The 19,541-nt window shown below is 44.0% G+C and carries 14 protein-coding genes; 3 read left to right on the forward strand and 11 right to left on the reverse strand.

All coding sequences use genetic code 11. The features are described from left to right. Positions 1-98 precede the first annotated feature (98 nt). Both ACEN9X_RS04100 and ACEN9X_RS04105 read left to right on the forward strand, forming a co-directional pair. A complete protein-coding gene (locus ACEN9X_RS04100; RefSeq protein ID WP_413669205.1) occupies positions 99-764 on the forward strand; it encodes a hypothetical protein in 666 nt (221 codons plus the stop codon). Between the two features lie 189 nt (positions 765-953). Then, on the forward strand, positions 954-2,195 hold the full coding sequence (locus ACEN9X_RS04105; protein ID WP_413669206.1) for an MFS transporter: 1,242 nt from the start codon (positions 954-956) through the stop codon (positions 2,193-2,195). Here the strand turns inward: ACEN9X_RS04105 and ACEN9X_RS04110 are convergent. Further along, the gene (locus ACEN9X_RS04110) at positions 2,158-2,445 is read right to left on the reverse strand and encodes a hypothetical protein (protein WP_413669207.1); all 288 of its coding nucleotides are present in this window, start codon (positions 2,443-2,445) and stop codon (positions 2,158-2,160) included. The two genes, ACEN9X_RS04105 and ACEN9X_RS04110, sit on opposite strands and share 38 nt — an antisense overlap. A gap of 95 nt (positions 2,446-2,540) precedes the next feature. Between ACEN9X_RS04110 and nhaA the strand changes: the two genes are divergently transcribed. Beyond that, on the forward strand, positions 2,541-3,866 hold the full coding sequence (gene nhaA / locus ACEN9X_RS04115) for a Na+/H+ antiporter NhaA (RefSeq protein WP_413669208.1): 1,326 nt from the start codon (positions 2,541-2,543) through the stop codon (positions 3,864-3,866). Here the strand turns inward: nhaA and ACEN9X_RS04120 are convergent. The 10 genes from ACEN9X_RS04120 to ACEN9X_RS04165 form a co-directional block, all read right to left on the reverse strand. Further along, the gene (locus ACEN9X_RS04120) at positions 3,863-4,990 is read right to left on the reverse strand and encodes a glycoside hydrolase family 26 protein (RefSeq protein WP_413669209.1); all 1,128 of its coding nucleotides are present in this window, start codon (positions 4,988-4,990) and stop codon (positions 3,863-3,865) included. The two genes, nhaA and ACEN9X_RS04120, sit on opposite strands and share 4 nt — an antisense overlap. 121 nt (positions 4,991-5,111) lie before the next feature. Beyond that, a complete protein-coding gene (locus ACEN9X_RS04125; protein WP_413669210.1) occupies positions 5,112-6,872 on the reverse strand; it encodes an alpha-L-arabinofuranosidase in 1,761 nt (586 codons plus the stop codon). Then, positions 6,869-8,092 carry an AGE family epimerase/isomerase gene (locus tag ACEN9X_RS04130; protein WP_413669211.1) on the reverse strand — a complete coding sequence of 408 codons (1,224 nt, stop codon included), beginning with the start codon at positions 8,090-8,092 and terminating at the stop codon, positions 6,869-6,871. Before ACEN9X_RS04130 ends, ACEN9X_RS04125 begins: the two co-directional genes overlap by 4 nt. 462 nt (positions 8,093-8,554) lie before the next feature. Further along, the gene (locus ACEN9X_RS04135) at positions 8,555-9,751 is read right to left on the reverse strand and encodes a glycosidase (RefSeq protein ID WP_413669212.1); all 1,197 of its coding nucleotides are present in this window, start codon (positions 9,749-9,751) and stop codon (positions 8,555-8,557) included. 12 nt (positions 9,752-9,763) lie between these two features. Beyond that, positions 9,764-11,596, reverse strand: coding sequence for a sodium:solute symporter family protein (locus ACEN9X_RS04140; protein WP_413669213.1), 1,833 nt, complete (start codon positions 11,594-11,596; stop codon positions 9,764-9,766). A 258-nt stretch (positions 11,597-11,854) separates the two neighbouring features. After that, the gene (locus ACEN9X_RS04145) at positions 11,855-12,733 is read right to left on the reverse strand and encodes an AraC family transcriptional regulator (protein WP_413669214.1); all 879 of its coding nucleotides are present in this window, start codon (positions 12,731-12,733) and stop codon (positions 11,855-11,857) included. 84 nt (positions 12,734-12,817) lie between these two features. After that, positions 12,818-13,360 (reverse strand): hypothetical protein, encoded by a 543-nt coding sequence (locus ACEN9X_RS04150; RefSeq protein ID WP_413669215.1) that lies wholly within the window; start codon positions 13,358-13,360, stop codon positions 12,818-12,820. A gap of 60 nt (positions 13,361-13,420) precedes the next feature. Next, on the reverse strand, positions 13,421-14,581 hold the full coding sequence (locus ACEN9X_RS04155) for an IPT/TIG domain-containing protein (RefSeq protein ID WP_413669216.1): 1,161 nt from the start codon (positions 14,579-14,581) through the stop codon (positions 13,421-13,423). 7 nt (positions 14,582-14,588) lie between these two features. After that, on the reverse strand, positions 14,589-16,253 hold the full coding sequence (locus ACEN9X_RS04160) for a RagB/SusD family nutrient uptake outer membrane protein (protein WP_413669217.1): 1,665 nt from the start codon (positions 16,251-16,253) through the stop codon (positions 14,589-14,591). Positions 16,254-16,271: 18 nt separating this feature from the next. After that, positions 16,272-19,433, reverse strand: a complete 3,162-nt coding sequence (locus ACEN9X_RS04165) for a SusC/RagA family TonB-linked outer membrane protein (protein ID WP_413669218.1) — start codon at positions 19,431-19,433, stop codon at positions 16,272-16,274. Positions 19,434-19,541 lie beyond the last annotated feature (108 nt).

A 19,541-nucleotide genomic window follows, 5' to 3' on the forward strand; every position in this document is an offset into this window, starting at 1 on the left:
TAACATTATTTGTATCAAATAATTCTGCATTCACGTACAAATGGCTAAAATGCTTATATTTAAATCATTAAAGCCATAAACTATCACGCCCTTTGTACATGAAAAAAATCTACTATAAAGTATTTATGCTGTTCATGGTAACAGCTTCGGTAAGCAGTTGCAAGCTTGATCCCCCTCTTGGCCCTGATAAAGAAAAAAAAGCAGTTGATGTAACCCCTACCACAAATACGGGAACTGGGACTGGGACCGGTACGGGAACTGGGACCGGAACAGGAACGGGAACAGGGACCGGCACAGGAACGGGAACAGGGACAGGAACTGGAACTGGCACGGGTACCGGAACTGGAACCAGTACAGCCGATGATGGCTCTGATTACCCGGCTGCCGCACAGGGGACTATTTCGTATCAGGTTAACGGAGGCGCTAAAGTTGTAGTGAACGGGCCATCGCTTGTGTCTAACGATCCGAATATCTTTTCCGATAAAGGTCAAAGTATCATATCCAACCTAAACGGAAATACCTCGCTTACGTTTCAGCTACTTGCAAGTACCCTGACCACCGGCACTTACGACATTGTTGATTGTGGTGTAGATTTAGGTACAAACGTTAACGCAACTTTTTTTGGCGGCAAAGTTACTTTCACTACGTTAAATCATTCAAGTGCCATGAAAGGAAATGCAGTGGGCACATTTAAAGCTGAGTTTAAAGATTTAAGCACAGGCACAACATATACAGTTGTTGGCTCATTTAATGTAAAAGGCTAAAAAGAACAGTATATTTCAGAAAGCGGTCATTTACCTGTAAACTGGTGAAAATGATCGCTTTTGCATTTTAAACAGCGTTAATTCACCAAAAAGTAAAAAACGATTTAGCTTGTTAAAAGTACAATTAATTACCTTATATTTGTGTCGTTAATTCATAGTGTCAATTAGACACTATGACATCACTAAAACATGAATAACACCCCTCCAAAAACAGACACTATAAACAAATTAACGCTTCGCATTGCTGTGGGCGCCATGTTTTTTATGGCGGGATTAAGTTTCTCAAGCTGGGCATCGCGAATTGCTACGGTTCAGCAAAATTTAGGTTTGTCTGATGCCGGGTTGGGTGCAGTATTATTTGCCCTACCGGTTGGCCTTATGTGCTCCTTGCCTTTTTCGGGCTGGATCATTACCAAAATAGGTAGTAAAAAGCTGGCAATAGGAGCCCTATTAGTTTATGCAGCCGCTTTGGTAAGTTTGGGACTGGCTCAAAATACTTTTCAGCTTATCGTATGCCTTTTGTGCTTTGGCTTTTCGAGCAATTCGGTAAACATTGCTGTAAATACACAAGCCGTCGCTACAGAGCAGCTTTACCAAAGACCAATTATGGCCTTTTTTCACGGACTGTGGAGCCTGGCCGGTTTTGTAGGTGCAGGTATAGCTACCTTCATCATGATAGCTAACCGAATTTCTCCTTTCCATCATTTCACAATAATGCTCGTCGTGATTGCCATAGGCGTTGCTGTAGCTGCCCGTTACCTTAAAGATGATAAGGTAACCGACGCCGGGCCGGTATTTGTCATGCCCGATAAGTCACTGATAACACTGGGGATCATTGCATTTTGTTCTATGATCTGCGAAGGCGCCATGTTCGATTGGAGCGTAATCTACTTTAAAAAAGTTGTACTTGCCCCTGTAGAACTTGAAGGCATAGGATTTACCACCTTCATGCTCACCATGGCCGGAGGCCGCTTTGTTGCCGACTGGTTTGCACACAAATTTGGTTTAAAACGCACTTTGCAAGTAAGCGGCTCATTAACCGCAACAGGCTTATTGATAGCAGTAGCTTTTCCCTATGTTTATACAGCAATGGCTGGCTTTTTACTGGTTGGCGCTGGCGTATCATCTGTAGTGCCTATGGTATATAGTGCTGCCGGTAAATCAAAAACCATGTCGCCGGGAGTTGCATTGGCTGCAGTATCAACCATTGGTTTTATGGGTTTTTTGGTTGGCCCGCCGGTTATTGGTTTTATTGCCGGAATTGCCACCCTCAGGGCATCTTTTATCCTGATAGCCTGCATGGGGATTTCGGTGGTAGTTGGATCAACCATGGCTAAACTTGATTCGGACAATGCCAAAGAAGAATTACCCGGCGAAACAGCAACGGTTGATTTTAGCCCCCCTGTTCCAAATCCTCAACAGCAGGATTAAGCAGGTATTCAAACTGTTCATACCCGTTGTGAAAAATAAATTTCAGCCTTTCTTTCGGTAAATTAATATCCAAAGCCATCAACGCAAGCGTTTCAGGCAGGTTATCCCTAATCAGCTTAAGGTCTGTCACATGTGGCATTTCTACAAAGATATCATCTCCCTGCGGCTTAATCTCCCAACCATTTACGTGGGCATTTTTCAATGTGTTTATCCATTTTTGCTGATAGTTGTTCATAATATCCTGTTTCATTGATAAATGTTTTATAGCGGCTTTTTGTTTTAATGAGACAGTAATCGGCTGGTCAACCTTCCGAAAACAAAATAATTCCTTATTTTACATCATCTATGAAACAAAGCTACCCTATTGATAAAATCACGCAGCCGGTAAGCAAATTCATAAAGCAGGAGCATACCGGTGGCATAGTGCTTCTCATTAGCGTAATTGTGGCTATTGTATGGGTAAACTCGCCATTTCAGCATAGTTACCACCAACTTTGGGACCTTAAACTATCGCTTGGCTTTGATAAATATGTGTTAGACCATCCCCTGCATCTTTGGATCAATGATGGCCTCATGGCTTTATTTTTCTTTGTGATTGGCCTGGAACTAAAGCGTGAGTTTATGGCCGGCGAATTATCATCCGTAAAAAAGGCTTCGCTGCCTATGTTTGCTGCTTTAGGCGGGATGCTGGTACCGGCTTTGATCTTTTTCCTTTTCAACGCAGGTAAACCCTCTGCCCATGGCTGGGGAATCCCAATGGCTACTGATATAGCCTTCGCGCTGGCTTTATTGTCTATGGCAGGTAAGCATATTCCGTCATCGGTAAAAGTTTTCCTCTCGGCATTGGCTGTAGCGGATGACCTTGGGGCAGTGCTGGTCATCGCCTTATTCTATAGCAGCCACATAGCACTAATACCGCTTACCGTTGGTGTTTGGTTATTGGTATTACTACTTATCGGCAATAAAATGGGGATCAGGAGCACAGCATTTTACCTGATAATAGGCTTTGCTGTTTGGATAGCCTTTTTACTTTCGGGCGTGCACGCAACTATTGCCGGGGTACTGGTGGCTTTTACCATCCCTGCCCGTACCCGCATCAGCGAGACCGCGTATGCTCAATCAATAAAGCAATACCTCACCGATTTTGAAAACGAACAACCCAACAACAGTACCCTCGTAACACCAGAACAGCACCACATTATTGATGAAATAAAAAAATTAAGCCTTGATGCCGAAACACCGCTCCAAAAAATAGAACATGCCCTGCACCCCTGGGTGGCTTTTATCATCATGCCGCTTTTTGCTTTGGCTAATGCGGGGATTGTAATAAGTCATGACTTTTTTTCATCACTCATTAACCCCGTTAGCATGGGGGTGGCCATAGGCTTACTTGCCGGAAAGTTCACGGGGGTATTACTCTTTACCTGGCTTATGGTAAAATTTGGTGCACAATTACCCGCAGGTTCAAACTGGAAACAAATGGCCGGCGTAGCATTATTAGCAGGCGTAGGTTTCACCATGTCATTATTTATATCGGCACTAGCCTTTGATCATGCCGGGATGATCGATCAGGCCAAGTATGGAATTTTATTAGCTTCGCTACTGGCAGGGATATCGGGAGTGGTTGTTTTAAGAGCCCCCCAGCCCCCTAAAGGGGGAGCTTTTGATTAGCGGATTTTCCAATTCGGTTTACCATAAATACCTAAAGGCGTTATACGGTTTTGGAAAATGGTTTGCGGACTGTTATAAAACTTCATAAAATCATCGGCACTTGACTGACCGGGATATGGTACGTAATAATGATGCTCGTTTCCGTTACGCCAGGCCATTACGTAGGATATTTTATGTTTGGCAAGGGTTTTCAGCAGCACATCTGTCCACCAATTGGCCATGGGAATACCTTCATAACCGGTTTCGGGCAGACATGATATTTTATGATGCTTTGCTGCGATGGCATCAACAATAGCAAGACGTTTATCCAGCTTAATTTGATAGTGCTCCACGCTATTAGTACAATAGTTATCAAAGCCGATAAAATCTGCATAAGCATCACCGGGATATCTTTCCAGAAACTCATCTTCCGATTCAAAATCAGCCGCCGAATATACGATGAGCAGGTTGTGCAACTTCTTTTTATCGCGCAGAAAATCGATAGTAAAACACCACAGCGCCTTAAATTCATCGGGCGTGCTGGTGTTTTTGCACCACCAAAACCAGTTACCGGTAAGCTCATGAAAAGGCCGGAACAATATGGGGATAGCTTCACCTTCCGGCCCCTTCATATCGACTAAGTAATTAGCTGCCCGGTCAAGGTAAGCAACATATACATCGTGAAATGCGCCGCCCGGGATAAGATCTTTTACAGTGTGTTGAGTGGTATCCCAGGCTGTTTTCCCATTAGTCGGATTATCCATATGCCAGCAAAATGTATTGATACCACCACGTGCATAAACCTCCCTAACAAACTGCTTTTGCTGCTTAAAAGCTATGCCGTTAATATCATGAATGCTATCATGCTCAATTTTGGCCAGATCCCAACCGTACAACGCCGGATATGATCCGGTAACACTTTTCACGTCCGAGCGCCCGTGTTCATTACGCCAGCCAACGCCATAAGCCAGGTCATCATGATGGCCAAATATCACCCCCGCATTCAGCAGGCGCTGCATACCGTAAAAAAGCTGCCGGGTTTCGGCGGTAGCTTTTTTATCGGCAGGTTCAAACAGTTGCGCCATTGCGGTTGAGCTCTTGATCAGCAGGCATAAAATGATAATTGCTTTAAAAACATTGCTCATGATAGGTGTTCTTTTAAATGATGTATCCTTGCTATGAGAAGACTTACGAAGTTTTAAAAACTTCGTAAGTCTGGGTTCTATTAATGCATTCAAAACTAAACATAAGCTATATTCAGACGTATTATTTTTTATCGGTTACTAAAAAAACAACGCCTCTTGCCGGCACACTTACTTTAATACCCCCGCTGGTACTGGTTAAACTTGCAGCTATGGATTTATAATTTGACGGGCCTCCATAGGCTATTGTCGGGCCAATACCGTTCACCAATACTTTACTCGAAAACTCGCCGTTATCGGTACCACCTTTAAGCGTGTAGTAATAATAATTGCTGCCGGTATAGTAGTTTTTAAAATTGATGCTTACCACCTGGTCGGTAGTACTTTTGTTCACCAGTACTACACCAGCCTCGCCCGAATTGAACGATGAAGCATAGCTCACAATATCCGAACTTCCGCTAACCGAAGAACTGATCATCCTGTCGCCAAAATATTTCTGAAAGTAATACATGTAATAAAATGCCGGCCGTGGTGTAAAATCAGGGGCATCCGGCTGACCAATGCTAAACAAACCATGATCGTCGCCCGGGTGGTTAGTATCCCAGCTATTTGCCAGATCCCATCTGCTGGCCTGGCCATATTGATCTTTGATAATTTCGCCCAAAACCATTACGGCATGTACACCGGCAATATTTGAGATCTGTTGTTTTGAACCTGATGAAAAAATATTCCATTCGGTAAGTGCGATGGGCTTTTGTGCCACACCCGCCGTTTGGATGGCCCCTTTAACATAATCCATCATTGTTTTTGACGATTCCGGAGCGGTATTGAGGATGGTTAGCGCAGTAGAGTTTTCGTTGTAGTTGGTGTAATAGTTATGTACGATAAAAAAGTCGGCCTTGTCACCTATCTGACCTAATACACCGGGATTCCAATTAGGTACGATGGTGGGATTTGAATTGTCGGTGGTTTCATGCAATACAGCCCCAATTTTTATAGTTGTGCCAATATCGGCAGCGGCTTTGCGCATCGAATCTGCAAAAACTTTGAAATGCCTACCATACAAATCGCCAGTAATTATAGCCGGCTGACCATCTTTATTTTTGCTTACATCAATGCGATAACAGGCTTCCCAATTGCCATAACACTCGTTACCAACTTCCCAATATTTGGTTTTGCCCTTATCATACCTTACCCATTGCGCGGCCAGGTGTGCGGCAGTAGCCACAGGGTCATTGCTGGTACCGTAGCGGGCATAGGCGTAATTTACGGTGATGATACCGGTAGTATTTGTTTTTTGCAGCAGGCTGTAATAATTACTTAAACTTAACGACCAGCTATCATTTACATTACCGCTCCAGTAACCGGTATTCGTATCAACCGTACCATCCGGCTTCAATGGATGATCGGGTGCATCGGCAGGCTTGCCATACGCAGGTAAATCCCAGAAATAAATATCAGATAAGCTGCCTCCCGGCGCACGGATAATATTTGGCGACAGGTTGGTAATATTAGTTACCGTACCGGCATCGGTATATTGGCCGGTAAAAGGGTTAATGTTATTACCAAACATGTATTTGGATACTTTTGATACTACCTGGCTAAAATCGGCCGTTATGGTGATGGATGTGCTCCCAGCAGGTTTGGCGGCATCAACAGTAGCAGGTTTGGTGAAAGTTTTCCCCTGCCAGTCGTCCAGGAAAAAACCCTGGCTTGCCGCTACTGCAGGATCAGTTGGTGCCGTGATAGGGCCTGTTGCGCCACCATTACCCGGGTCAACTACAACGGGGGTTGGGTCGGGCGCTGGCTTACTGCCCTTTTTGCATGCCCCCACAATCAGGAGGGCGAGCGGGATAACCGCTATGAACATTTTTATTAATTTCATTTTAATGTCTTTATCCGATTAATAATTTCAATACACGCACGGCTGTTGTGGTAGGGGCATTTCCAAAGGCCAGCTTTGTCCTCGCCGGGCATAATACTGCCATCAGCCCTGATGCCCCAAAACCATTCGCCGTTTTGTTTATCCAGTATTTTATCTTTTACAAAAGCCCAGTTATCAAGGGCAAGTTGAAGGTATTTATCATTCCCGCTTAACTGCCAGGCATTATAAAAACCAACCATGGCTTCGGCCTGCACCCACCAATGTTTTTCTTTGATGAGATGATCTTCTGCCGGTTCATATTCATACCATAAACCGCCATCCGCATCTAAGCCATGCATAGTTGCCTCAGCTATCGTGATACAAATCCTGTTAACCCTTTTTATCATTTCCTGGTTATTAATAGCCCCGGCCGCTTCAAGTAAAAGCCAGGTGGCTTCTATATCATGCCCATATGATACCGTGTTTGACCGGCGATTCCAGTCCTCGTCAAAAAACAGCACAAGGTGTCCGGCTTCGGCATCAATAAAATGATCAAAGAAGTTATTGATCAGGGTTTCTATCTGCTGTTTAAGTCCATCATCAGGCCAGATGCGGTAGAGGTTGGTATAAGCTTCCAGTACATGCAGATGGGTGTTCATGGTCTTTTTTTCGTTGGCATCTTTGGCACTCAGCCGCAAATCACCAAGGGGCTGCCAATCGCGCGTAAAAGCTTCGAGATAACCGGTTTTATCCCAATCATAGCTTTTGTCGATCAAAAGCCGATACAGGCCGATAGCTTCCTCTTTTACTGTTTCCAGTTTTGAGGCGGTATAATATTCGCTAAGCGCATAAATGGTAAAAGCATTGGCATACACCTGCTTTTTGGTGTCAAGCTTGTTACCCTCGTAATCGACCGACCAATACATGCCGCCAAACTCTTCATCAACAAAATGTGCTTTGATATAATCATATGCCCGGGTTGCCGCCTGCAAATAAGCTTCATCAGGGTTTTGATTGTATGCAGCTGAGAAGCTCCACAGGATCCGTGCATTTAACACCGAACCTTTCGCGGCATCAGCAGTAACCTGATTTTCGTTATCAATCTTCCCCCAAAAACCACCGTTCACTTCATCAACCGTGCGGCTGAGCCAATAGTTGAGTATGTTTTTCAACTCTTCTGTTAGCTCGTTGCTGAAGGCAGTAAGTTGATCTTTTAAAACAGCGTTTGATGGTTGAAGCATGTTATTTGTCATAGTTTACAGGCACACCTTTTCCATAACAGTTTTTAACATGCTGTTAAGTGGTGTTTGGTTTTAGATGTTTAGTAATTAGTTCGGGTTTAGTGCGGAGTGCTTCATCGATTGAAGAGAACACAGCCTTAAACCCTTTTTAAGTTCCTAAGTGTACACATCTTGTCAATGAATATCAATCAATAAAAACCCAATGTCATTTCGACGAACCAGTTTGGGAATGTGCGGGCGCGGTGAGGAGAAATCTTATACATCCAGATTTAAACCATGCATACAGATTTACAAGGCGTATAAGATTTCTCTTTCGCTCCCCCTCAGTCCTCCTCTGCTCTATCGTATGACACTTTCTTTTACTTAAAGAAATGTGTACAAAGTATCGCCTTTCAAGAGAGGGGAATCGCACCTACCCCAAACTTGAAAGATAAAGAATATGTATAATCAGAGTCTAAGTGTTCAGGCGCTGGCTTCCTGTAACTGACCTAAACCTTTGTTTTTATCGATAATATTATAAACCGCCTGCACTGATGATGCCGAACGCAAACCATCTTCCGGCGTGTTCATGGTGTAGTCAATCAGTTTATCAATGGTGGTGGTGGCTACATGCATGCGGGTATCTGAAGAAGCATAATAAACATAAACAGTACCGTCATCATCGGCTATCCAACCATTGCAGAATACTACATTTGATACATCACCTACACGTTCCTCTCCTACCGGGGCTAAAAAATAACCGGCTGGCTGGTAAATTACCTTTGTTAAATCGTGCAGATCGGTCATGAACATGTACAGTACATAGCGTAAACCTGCGGCTGTATTGCGAACGCCATGTGCAAGGTGCAGCCAGCCTTTTTCTGTCTTGATCGGTGCAGGTCCCTGGCCATTCTTGGCTTCGTATACGGTATGATAGTTTTTGTTATGGATGATGGTTTCCTGGTCAACCACAGCATTCTCCATGGTATCGCATAAACCAAAACCTATGCCGCCGCCGGTACCTGCGCTGATAAAACCATCCTGCGGACGGGTATATAGTGCATACTTACCACCAACAAACTCAGGATGCAACACCACGTTACGCTGCTGAGGCGAATTGGTTTTCAAATCGGGCAGGCGCTCCCATTTCACCAGGTTTTTTGTGCGGGCAATACCACATGCCGCTATCGCCATCGACTGATCATGCGACGGCGCTTCCGGATCTCGGCGTTCAGTGCAGAATAAACCGTAGATCCAGCCATCTTCATGCAGGGTAAGGCGCATGTCGTATACGTTAGTATCAGGTTCAGCGGTTTGAGGCAGCTCAACCGGGTAATCCCAGAATCTAAAACCATTGATGCCGTCAGCGCTCTCGGCCACCGCAAAAAATGATTTACGATCGGCCCCTTCAACGCGCGCTACCATGAGGTATTTACCGTTAAACTTTATGGCTCCGGCGTTAAAAACAGCGTTGATACCAAAGCGTTCCATTAAATGAGGATTGGTTTTGGCGTCGAGATCGTACCGCCATTCAAGCGGTGTATGAGCCGCTGTAAGCACAGGGTATTTAAACCGGCTAAAAATACCGTTGCCTGTTTCCTCAACCTCGTTTTCCCGGTTAATTAATTGCGCTTGTTCGGCTTGTAACTGAATGAGCCTTTGGTTAAATTCCTGCGTCATATATATCTTTTATCAATAGTCTTTTAATTTATCCCACCAGGTTTTTTTCAGAATAGTAATGGTAACCACCAGTATAGCTATGGTAACTATGAGGGATGTTTTTTGTGCCAGTATCAGGTACATGGGCAGTATGGTAAGGCTGCATTGCGTAATGGTGCCGATAACCACATTGAACATGTTAAGCTTAAAGTTTTTGTTGGGCACAAATGAAGGATCATTCTCCATCACAAGCGCCTTAACAGGTCCCCAAACGCCCCACGGCCTCACCGTTGTATAAAACGACTTCAACACGGCCAGATCTGTCGGCGCTGTAGCATACGAACCGATAACAGAGCCCGCCAGCGAGATAGCAAACAACACCGGAAACCAGTACAACAACTCAACCGAAGGGATAATAAGCGAGAAGATCATCGCTGATAAAATTCCCGAAAGCATTCCATAAAAAAAGCCGTTGGCGTTAAAGCGCCACCAATGCCATTTGAGTACGTTGCTGGCTATATACCCCCCATAAAGCGCCGATACAATCCATTGCAGCACACTGTTCACATCTTTTACAAAAAAGCCCAATATCACGCCTACCGCTACCACAAAAACGCCTACCAGGTAATTTGCAGTAATGATTTTTTTGGTTGATGCCTTTGGGTTGATGTATTTAAGGTAGATATCATTCACGATGTAAGCCTGCGCTGCGTTCATGGTGCCGCTGAATGTGCTCATGAAAGCCCCAAGCAAACCCGCCAGCAGCAAGCCCACTAAACCTACCGGTAAAAAGTTATTGATAACAGCCGGCAGGATGCGTTCAAAATCGATAGCACCTTTGGCATCTTTCAAATTCATTTGGTGATAAAAAAGAACGCCGAGTATGGTTAAACTTATAATAAGCGCATAGCGGATAGGCAGCAGGATGATATTTACAAAGCCGCTCATTTTGCTGGCCTCCTCGGGCGAACGGGTGGAGAGGATCTTTTGCATATCATAATTAGGCGCCGGCCCGGCTACTGCCGAAAAGAAGCCTTTAAAAGTCATCATCATAAAAAACAGGCCGAACAGCGAATAACCATCTGACTTGATCTTATCGTTTACCTCGCTGATGATCCCCGTCCAGCTCAAGCCAAGGTTTTTACCGAAGAAGGGGCTATACCAGCCATCGGGTACATTGAGATGATTTCCATGCAATTTCCCTGCGGCAATAAAGCTGATCCATACGCATGCCACCGTCATTATACCATATTTGATCATATCGCCCAGCACAATACTGTGCATGCCGCCTATGATAGAGTAAAACATGGCGAACAGCGTAAATATGATCCCATATACATGCGGTACATACTGAGGCGCTACGCTGAAAGGCACATAAGCTTTAACCAGGTCCCAGGGGATAAATATTTCAATGAACTTGCCCAAACCAATAAACCCGTAAGCCAAAAAGCCGAAACAACTTAACAGCGCAAAAGCGATAACCACCACATTTGAGCCTGTTACCCCATGGCCGGTTTTGCCGAAGCGCGTTGCCAGCCACTCGGCACCGGTAGCCGCGTTTGACCGGCGCAGCCAGCGCGACAGGTACATCATTAAAAACACCTGGTTAAATACCGGCCAAAGCCAGGGGATCCAGATGCTTTTCATACCATAAACAAAGCACAGGCTTACCATCCACATGGTACCGCTGATGTCGAACATATCGGAGGCATCGCTTAAGCCCAGCTTATACCAGGGTAAAGATTTGCCGCCCAGCATATAGCTTTCCTTGTTTTCACGGGCCTTTTTACGGTACCATAAACCAATAAAAATGGTGCTTAACAGGTATAAAACTATAATGGCAACATCAAGTAAGTGTAACTTCATCTTGTCTGATTTTGTCTGAACCGGAATTTTTTGAATTAAATAATTGTCAGAATACTACAATCCTGGTTTAAAAATGGCCAAATACAATAAATTCGATGAATTCATAAATTCCAAAAATTCGAGTTCAGACACCTTAATTGGCATTATTCAAAAATGAATTTATTATCAACAATTTTATAATACTTTTTTAACATTCTATTTAACTTTACAGACAGGCTGATACATTTTTCCCCAGCTATAAAGCCAAATAAATACCAATTAAATAAATACGCGGTTTCCGGTATAGGTTTCCCTGAATTCTTTGGGGATACACATCTTTTTGCGCTTAAAGATCCTGTTGAAGTTGGAGATATTATTAAACCCGCATTTGTAAGCAATTTCGGCCACGGTGGTTGTTGAGTCGATAAGCATCCTGGAGGCATGACCAAGCCTGATCTCGTTCAAGCTATCAATAAAGGTTTTACCGGTGCGCTTTTTGATAAACCTGCTAAATGAAGCTTCGGGCATATTGGCAATTTTAGCTACTTCGGCAAGGGTAATTTGCTTATTATAGTTAACATTCATATGCTCAAACACCTTCTCAATGCGGCGACTGTTGTAATAAAACTTCTCATTGGTAAAGCTCGGATCCGACAGCATTTTCATATTGCGGGAGATCGACAGATCATGCAGGATAGATAAAAGCTCCAGCACAGAGTCAAAACCACTCTTTTTGTCCAGCATCATTATCCTGTCCTTAAGCGCATAAATCGTTTCCGGCGAAAAGGAAATCCCTCTTTGCGAGCGCTCCAGCATACTTTTCACAAAACTTAACTGATTGCGTTTCAGAAACTTTTCATCAAACAAATCCTTATGAAACTGAATAGTAACCTCGGTTATATCCTCGCTCTGGCATTGGTGCGTAAACCAGGCATGATACAAATTAGGACCAATCAGCGCCAGCTCAACCTCTTCAATAACTTCAATATGCCCGCCCACTACCCTTTTGGCGCCTTTGGCGTTAATTATTAAATTAAGCTCATACTCGTCATGATAATGAAGCGGAAAATCAAATTTCTTTTTTACCCTCGAAAAAATGGTAAAACAATCACTTGGAGTTAGCGGAGTTATCTCCCGCATTACATTACTTGTCATCATAAAATCCCACTAAAAAAGTTTGCTAATTGATGATACTAATTTAACACTTTTATATCAGCAAAATAACGTTTACACAATTAATTATTAATTTTTTGTTACCTCATTACTCATTATCGCCTTCACAGCAACATCGTCAATTAAAAACGTACCTGTAGCGTTACCCATTGCCAAAAGCAATCTAAAACGTATAGCACCTGCGGGTATTAAAAGCTCTTTTGAAGCCAGCTCCCAGGGATGGTCGCCTGTTAGGGTAACAATGTTTACTCCTTCGCAAACCTTTTTATCAGCCTTATCTAAAAATTCAACACTAAAAACTGCGCCATTCCACTCGTCTTTACCCTTTACTACATTGATGGTCTTAAGCCAGGCACTAAATTCCAACTTACCTGCCTTTTTGGGAATTACCACCTGTTGATCGATACCAAGCCAGTTGGTAGCATTAGTTGAGATAATTGCACAGCTGCTTTTCCCGGCTTTCACATCCCATGGCGTAAGTTTTACGCCGCCGTCATTCCAGCCATACATTTCATCTTCAAAACCGCCGTTGGTTACCAGGTTCTTTTGGGCCTGTACATTGCCTGCCAGCAGCAATAGTACCATACCGGTTATTAAGCTATAAATTTTCATGCTGTTAAACATTTAAAGCAAAGGTCACTGCCTGTTACCCAGGCAGTGACCTCATAAAATTTAAATAAACCCAAGGTCATCAACATAGAAGGTGGCTGGTGCTCCAACTCCTAATGTTTGGAAAGTAATTTCGGATATGGTTGACGGGTTACCCAAACTGCTTAACGGAATAGTGAAATCTGTATAAGCGCCCGGTACAATGGTAAGCGGCACGGCCTTGTCATACCCACCGTTTACAACCACCTGTATCCTATCGCCGGTTTTGAAATTAGTGCCACCGTAGATAGATACCTTTATCGATGTTAAACCCGCTGAAGCCACGTTTAAAGTAGCACCTCCATAGCCCAACTGCAATGCACCATAACCGTTGTCAACATTAACGGCAATGGCATGTGTACCACGTTTTACATGTGCTGTGCTGGCATAGTCGCGGGTGCTGCCGTAGCCATCATAGCCACCGCCATTACCGCCCCAGTACAGGGTAAGGTCATCACCATAAATTAAATATTTAAAGCCAAATGAGGCTGCCGACTTGGTTGTACCACCTGCCGTTGTAACGTATACATAAGCCTGAACAATGCCTGCCGGTACTTTAACTTTTATTTCGGTAGCTGTTGGTGTACCTACAATTTCGGCAGGAGTGTCATCAAACTTAACACTAACAACATCGTTGAACACGCTGCCCGTTATGGTTACAATATCGCCGGCACCTGCGGCAAGCGGCGCAAATGAGGTAATTACCGGAGGCGGCTGCGCTATGCTGAAATCATAATCAACCTTGCCCTGCGTAGTAACAACGGTAAGCTTGTTTGACTGGCTTGGGCCAAAAGGTACATTAGCGTTAATAGTTACAATAATGATTTTATCACTTACCAAAGCGGGATTAAAATAAACCTCAGTACCGTTAAAATACACATGAGTTGTGTTCAGCAAATTTTCGCCGACGATAGCATATTGGGTGTTCAAACGCCCCTGCGTTACTGTCGAGTCAAATTTAACGAGTTTAATATCGTCATAAACATTGGACGAATCGAGGTTTACCGGGTGCGATACATTTTTAATCGTATCCGTTTTACTGATATACCTTACCCTGGTAATTTTAGGCGCCCCGGTGCCACCGGTACCCCTATCGTTATATTTACGGCACGAGGCCATACCAAACACCATCAAAACCGACAGCATCCAGTAAAATGATTTGGATTGTTGAAATATCTTTTTCATGGTTTGATTATTTAAATACATAAGGTACCGGTGCGTCTTTTAACTTAGGGTTTGATGCTACTTCGGTAGCGGGATACGCCAGCCTGAAATTAGCATCGGTAACGGTAGAATTATATTCGTTACCGTAACGTTGAGGTGGGGTACTGTTGTCAGATGTTCCCCTGTCCTGATTTTTGATGATACTGATAGCTATTGGATGTGACGTTACGTTATAGCCATCCAGGCGGCCCAGATCAAACCAAAAATCATTTTCAAAAGCAAACTCACGCCTTCTTTCGTCCAGGATATCATCCCTGTAAAGCTCTTTCGGCGTATTGGCCGGAGCTCCTGCCAGTTTAAGTGCCGGGTTTGGCAGGTAATAACCACGCTTAATAGTGGTAAGGTTACCTAACCCCGCCCTGTTCCGGATTTTGTTGATGGCCGCCAAAGCTTCCGGATCACTGCTGGTTTTAGCACCGGCCATAATAGCTTCGGCCTTGATCAAGAAAACTTCGGCGTAACGCATCATGTAGGTATTGTTGGCAGCAGATTGCGCCGCCCCCAAACCTCCGTTATCAGCAGGGGTACCAACTACATATTTTTTAACCTGGGCATGCGTACCTTGCGAGTTGGCATTGTCGGGCAAAGTATAACCGCCCGCGGCCTGGTTTATTTCAGGATAATGATCGCCCGGAAGCATAATGGTTGCTTTCCTGCGTAAATCGCCCGATTCATACATGTCCTGCAGGTCGAAGGTTGGGGCTAATACACCATAACCATCCCCGGTACCGGTTATTACCGAATTGTAAGCAAATGAAGCCTGTTGCGGGTTGCCTTTTCCGTAACCGCCTGTAGCCGACCATTGCAACTGAATAATAGACTCTTCATTGTTGTTGTTGGCTGTCAGATACAAATCGGCAAAGGTTTTACCGGCTACGTCAACACCATATAATTTAAACTCGCCGCTGCTGATCACCTTATTGGCCTCGGCCAGTGAGTTTTGGTAATCCTGCATGTATAGGTAAACTTTGGCAAGTAACGCTGATGCCGATCCGCTTGAAACACGACCTGATGATTTACCGCTCCTCGGTCCCATTTTAGTGAGGTTATCCTCAGCAAACTTCAAATCGTTAACAATAAACTTATACACATCAGGGATAGGGTTGGTATTGATCTGGTAGTTTGATACATAATCCAAACTATTCTCAATAATTGGCACCGGCCCCCATGTACGTACCAAATGGAAATAAGCTAAGGCACGGAACAGGTGCGCTTCGCCAAGGGCATTGTTTATCACAGCCTTATCAACCCCGGCACCTACTTTTACAGGCAAATTATTGATCAAGGCGTTGGCCTGGGCCACTACAATGTATAGTGAGTTCCATGCGCCTCCCAGCTCAAAGTTGGCATCGGTTACCGAAAAATTTTCAAAGTTTACCACATCCGATGAATAGGTACGGCCATTGCCTCCCATCAGCTCGGTTATTGACCAGCCCGCTTTACCGCACCACCCAAACCATACCGCACTATACAAATCATTTGTACTGGCAACCACCTGGTCGTTAGTTTTATAGTAGTTATCCAAAGTGATGGCACTTTGCGGCGGACGATTAAAGAAGTCCTTTTTACAGCTACTTGCCGTAACACCTGTTACAACCGTAAGCCCTAATAAATATTTTATATATCTTTTCATATCAAGTTCATCCAAAAATTAAAACTCAGCGTTAACTCCAAATGTGATGGTACGTGGCGAAGGATACCTGCCGATATCAACACCGTTTAAAAACGCATCCTGGTTTATTGACCCAATTTCCGGATCGAGGCCTTTGTAAGGTGTAAACACGTACAGGTTTTGGCCGCTTACATAAACTTTAAGGCGGTTAAGTTTGATGTGCCTGATCCATGATAGTGGCAGGTTATAACCAAGACTTACATTTTGCACCCTTAGGAACGATCCGCTTTCGATAAACCTGTCTGAATTTTTCAGGTTAGGGTTATCACCGCCGCGTGGGGCCGGGATGTTTGAATTGGGATTTTGGGGCGTCCAGAAATTAGCCACCGAAGCCAGTTGATTTTGGTAAAGGCCTGATAAGCCACTGATAGAATAGTTGAGCACGTTAAAGATCTTAGCGCCGTATGATCCATTAAGGAAGAACGAAAGATCAAATGATTTATAACTGAACGAGTTGGTGATACCGTAAGTAAATTTAGGGTTACCACTACCCAAACTGGTTTGATCTGCTTCGTCAATTTTACCATCGTGGTTTAAATCCTTATATTGAATATCACCCAACCAGGTACCTGCCGAGTTATTAGCCACCGGGCGGCCAAACTGGACAGGTGCGCTGCGCAGCTGATCGGCAGTTTTGAAAATACCCTGAACTTCATAGCCATAAAACTCACCTACCGGACCACCAGCTACTGTACGGGTAACCGGTAACGACAGGAAGCTTACGCCAACACTCCTGTTGATGAAGGGCACACCATTGGCAAGTGATACAACTTTGTTTTTATACTTTGAGAAGATCAGCGTAGTGTTCCACCTGAAATTAGTTGTGGCGATGTTTCTTGAATTGATAGTGAACTCAATACCACGGTTATACAATTTACCACCGTTAACATAAGGCGGAGCAATTACGCCCGTGCCCGAATATTCGGCACTTTGGCCTAACAGAAATGCCGGTAATGACGCCTGGAACAGGAAGTTTTTTGAAGTTTTATCAAAATAATCAACACTTGCATCAACCCTGCCGAATAAAGAGAAATCAATACCGATATCAGTTTGAATAGCTGTTTCCCAGGTTAGGTTAGGGTTTGCCACTTTATCAATAGTAAAGCCTGTACCCAAACCGGTAGTTAACGAGTTTAATGCAGAACCGTAAAGGTAATTTGGTACGGCCTGATTACCAACCTGACCATAACCTACCCTTAATTTAACATTATCGGCAACAGTTTTTAAACCGGCAAGAAATGGCTCCTCAGATAAGCGCCATGACACCGCAAACGATGGGAAATAACCTACCTGGTGCCCTTCTGCAAATTTTGATGATTTATCACGACGGATAGTAGCTGTTATACTATACTTATTGTTGTAAGTATATATGGCGCGTGCAAATTGCGACTCAAGTGCCTGACCATCTTTATACTCTCCGTTAGTGGCCGTTTTTGCATCACCCAGGTTCAGGGTTTTAAGATCATTACCTAAAAAGTTCTGAACACCGGCGTCAACGCCACCCCAGGTTGATTCGTTAACTTCATAACCCAATAAACCTACCACATTGTGTTTTTTGCCGAAAGTGTGATTATAGTTTAAATACTCCTGCCAGCCCCAGTATACAGTATTGGCAATGTATTCGTTAAGCTTTGCAGTTGGATTAACAAATAAAGGCCCGTAGCTATACGATGGTTGAAATACTTTAGCGTTTGACCAATTGAAATCACCGTTTAACTGGCTTCTTAATGATAGGTCGCGGGTAAATTTCATTTCGGCATAAACGCCTCCGTTAAAATTACTGCGCACCAGGTTATTGTAGATACTTAGTGCCTGGGCTACCGGGTTAATTTGCCCGCCCTGTTGATTAGCCTGTGGCAGCGGACCAGAAAATGATCCGTCCGCATTACGTACCGACTGATCAGGCGCGCTTAGCAAAGCACCGTAAATAACACCGTTATTATCACCGATTGACACATTTTGATTAGTACGACTACCGGATATGGTAGTACCTACCTTCAACCAATCCTTCACCTGCGAATTGATATTGGTACGGATTGTGTAACGTGTAAAGTCGTTACCCAAAATTGTACCTAACTGCCTTAAGTAACCGCCAGAGATATAATAGTCTGTACCTTCCTTACCTCCTGATATAGATACCTGGTGACTTTGCATGGGCGCATTCCTGAAAATTTCATGCTGCCAGTTGGTACCGTTACCCAATAAGCTTGGGTCGGCAAATTCGCCGCGTTTTTGAACACCGATAACATCGGCAATGGCATTTTGCAATGCAGCATATTGTTGCAGGTTCATCATTTTTAAAAATTTTCCCTGTTCCTGGTACCCTACATAACCATCATAATTAACACGCGCACTACCGTTTTTCCCCCTCTTTGTGGTGATGATGATCACACCGTTTGATGCCCGGCTACCATAAATTGCCGTTGCAGATGCATCTTTCAGCACATCGATAGATTCGATGTCGCTCGGGTTAATCAACGCCAGCGGACTTACTGCATTCTCATCATTGTTAGATGTTAATTGCGGTGAACGGCCACTGGTTGATTTATTGGTAGCATCACCCGAAATAGGCACACCATCAATAACATACAGCGGCTCGTTTGATAAGCTTAACGATGTAACACCACGCACCCTAACCGAGGTTGAGCTACCCGGAGCACCCGAGTTTTGGGTGATGGTTAAACCTGCGGCCTTGCCTTGCAGCAACTGATCAACACTCGGCTGCGGAATATTGGCTATATCAGCTGCTTTTACTGATGATATAGCACCGTTAACATCCTGCCTCCTCTGCGATCCGTAGCCAATAGCTACCACATTAACATCAGTAAGCGCCGTAGTTGTTGATTTAAGGGTAATTGTAAATGCTGTTTTGTTACCTATGGGCACCTCTTGTTTTTCGGTACCGATGAAGGTAAAAACAAGTATTTTGGCGTTGGCCGGTAAAGCGAGACGAAATTTACCGTCAACATCGGTAATCACTGTCGTCTTACTATCTTTAACAGCAACTGTAACGCCCGGCAGGGTGACGCCCTTTTCGTCTGAAACTGTTCCCTGTACCACCGTTCCCTGGCTTTGTGCCATCCCCCGGACGCACATAAACATTAAGGAGAACAGGAAGGCTATTCGTAGAATTTTTCCCATAATTGATTGTTAGTTAATATTGATTTATTTAGATTTTAAGCTCTTAATTATACAGACTGGATAATACCGTGTCTTCCCTTGTCTGATGCCTGATCTGCCGGAATAAAT

Origin of the sequence: Mucilaginibacter sp. Mucisp86 (assembly GCF_047324315.1) — a bacterium.
Lineage (GTDB): Bacteria > Bacteroidota > Bacteroidia > Sphingobacteriales > Sphingobacteriaceae > Mucilaginibacter.

Excerpts from the sequence above, each read along its gene's own strand:
- ACEN9X_RS04100 (WP_413669205.1), top strand. The coding sequence starts at position 99 with ATGAAAAAAATCTACTATAAAGTATTTATGCTGTTCATGGTAACAGCT.
- ACEN9X_RS04105 (WP_413669206.1), top strand. The coding sequence starts at position 954 with ATGAATAACACCCCTCCAAAAACAGACACTATAAACAAATTAACGCTT.
- ACEN9X_RS04110 (WP_413669207.1), bottom strand. The coding sequence starts at position 2,445 with ATGAAACAGGATATTATGAACAACTATCAGCAAAAATGGATAAACACA.
- nhaA (WP_413669208.1), top strand. The coding sequence starts at position 2,541 with ATGAAACAAAGCTACCCTATTGATAAAATCACGCAGCCGGTAAGCAAA.
- ACEN9X_RS04120 (WP_413669209.1), bottom strand. The coding sequence starts at position 4,990 with ATGAGCAATGTTTTTAAAGCAATTATCATTTTATGCCTGCTGATCAAG.
- ACEN9X_RS04125 (WP_413669210.1), bottom strand. The coding sequence starts at position 6,872 with ATGAAATTAATAAAAATGTTCATAGCGGTTATCCCGCTCGCCCTCCTG.
- ACEN9X_RS04130 (WP_413669211.1), bottom strand. The coding sequence starts at position 8,092 with ATGCTTCAACCATCAAACGCTGTTTTAAAAGATCAACTTACTGCCTTC.
- ACEN9X_RS04135 (WP_413669212.1), bottom strand. The coding sequence starts at position 9,751 with ATGACGCAGGAATTTAACCAAAGGCTCATTCAGTTACAAGCCGAACAA.
- ACEN9X_RS04140 (WP_413669213.1), bottom strand. The coding sequence starts at position 11,596 with ATGAAGTTACACTTACTTGATGTTGCCATTATAGTTTTATACCTGTTA.
- ACEN9X_RS04145 (WP_413669214.1), bottom strand. The coding sequence starts at position 12,733 with ATGATGACAAGTAATGTAATGCGGGAGATAACTCCGCTAACTCCAAGT.
- ACEN9X_RS04150 (WP_413669215.1), bottom strand. The coding sequence starts at position 13,360 with ATGAAAATTTATAGCTTAATAACCGGTATGGTACTATTGCTGCTGGCA.
- ACEN9X_RS04155 (WP_413669216.1), bottom strand. The coding sequence starts at position 14,581 with ATGAAAAAGATATTTCAACAATCCAAATCATTTTACTGGATGCTGTCG.
- ACEN9X_RS04160 (WP_413669217.1), bottom strand. The coding sequence starts at position 16,253 with ATGAAAAGATATATAAAATATTTATTAGGGCTTACGGTTGTAACAGGT.
- ACEN9X_RS04165 (WP_413669218.1), bottom strand. The coding sequence starts at position 19,433 with ATGGGAAAAATTCTACGAATAGCCTTCCTGTTCTCCTTAATGTTTATG.